The 1,403-nt window shown below is 72.1% G+C and carries 1 pseudogene; it reads left to right on the top strand.

The features are described from left to right. Window positions 1-1,069: pseudogene (locus CR470_RS37915) on the top strand (hypothetical protein); the annotation flags it as partial. Window positions 1,070-1,403: the final 334 nt, after the last annotated feature.

Raw genomic sequence — 1,403 nt, forward strand, 5'->3', positions numbered from 1 at the left:
AGATGTGTATAAGAGACAGCCTCGGGGCGGTGCCGGCGGCCCGGGCGGACCCGGTGTCCCCACACCCGGTCCCGCCGCCCCGCGCCCCGCGTCCCAGTCCGCCGCACCCGCCCCCGCGAAGAAGGGCCGCTCCAAGCTGGTCCTCCTCGGGGTGGCCGCGATCGTGCTGCTCGGCATCGCGTACGGGGCCGGGCTCCTGCTGAACCACTCCGAGGTCCCCAAGGGCACCACGGTGCTCGGCGTCGACATCGGCGGCGGCACGAAGGAGGAGGCGGTCACCAAGCTCGAAGCCGCCCTCGGGGAGCGGGCCAAGACGCCCCTCCAGCTGTCGGTGGACGGCAAGAAGGAGAAGCTCGACCCCGAGAAGGCCGGTCTCACCCTGGACAGCCAGGAGACCGTGCGCGGCGCGGCGGGCAGCGACTACAACCCCGTCTCGGTGATCGGTTCGCTGTTCGGCGGGGAGCGTCCCGCCGACCCGGTGATCCCGGTCGACGAGGAGAAGCTCGGCGTGGCGCTGACCGACCTGGCCGGCGCTTCCGGCTCCTCCAGCGACGGCACGATCCGCTTCGAGCCGAACAAGGCCGTGGCGGTGCCGGGCAAGCCGGGCAAGGCGCTGGACGCCGGCCAGTCCCTGATCTCGGTCCGGGACGCCTACCGTGCCCAGGTGCAGACCGGGGAGGCCCGGCTGGTCGAGCTCCCCGTCACCACCACCCAGCCCACGATCACCAAGGCCGAACTGGACCGGGCGATGAAGGAGTTCGCCGAGCCCGCGATGTCCGGCCTGATCACCATCAAGGCCGGCCCCAAGCAGATCCAGTTCGGCCCGGCCCGGTCGCTGCCGCAGATCCTCTCCATGAAGCCGGTGGACGGCCGGCTGGTCGACGTCTACGACAAGCAGGCGATCGACACGCTCCTGGACGGCGTCTTCGACGGCATCATGGCGGTCAAGGGCGACGGCAAGAAGCATCAGGTCGGCGCGGACGACGTGGCCCAGGCGATGAAGACCGCCCTGACCGGGAAGACCGCCGCCGAGCGTACGGTCACCATCGACCTGACCGGCCAGGGCTGACACCCCGGACCGGACAGCCGCTCCGCCCCCTCCGCCCCCGCCCGGGAACGTATCCGGCCGGGGGCGGAGTCGTCGGCGGGCAGGCGCGTACGTACGGCGACGTGGTCGCCCGCCGTCGGCGACAGCGGAGCGGGGCCCGGCGCTCAACGGCCGCCGGGCCCCGCTCCCGTATCGCTCCCGCGTCGGGGGCTACGGGAAGTTCACGACCTGGGAGGGGATCGTGTCCGGGCCGGACGTGGGGGATCCGACGTCGTTGATGACGTGCTCGTACTGGCCGTTGCCGCCGAGTGAGACGACGAGCAGGTTGTGGAACCTCACGCCGGGTTTCACGGGG

This window comes from Streptomyces sp. rh34 (assembly GCF_002551245.1).
Lineage (GTDB): Bacteria > Actinomycetota > Actinomycetes > Streptomycetales > Streptomycetaceae > Streptomyces.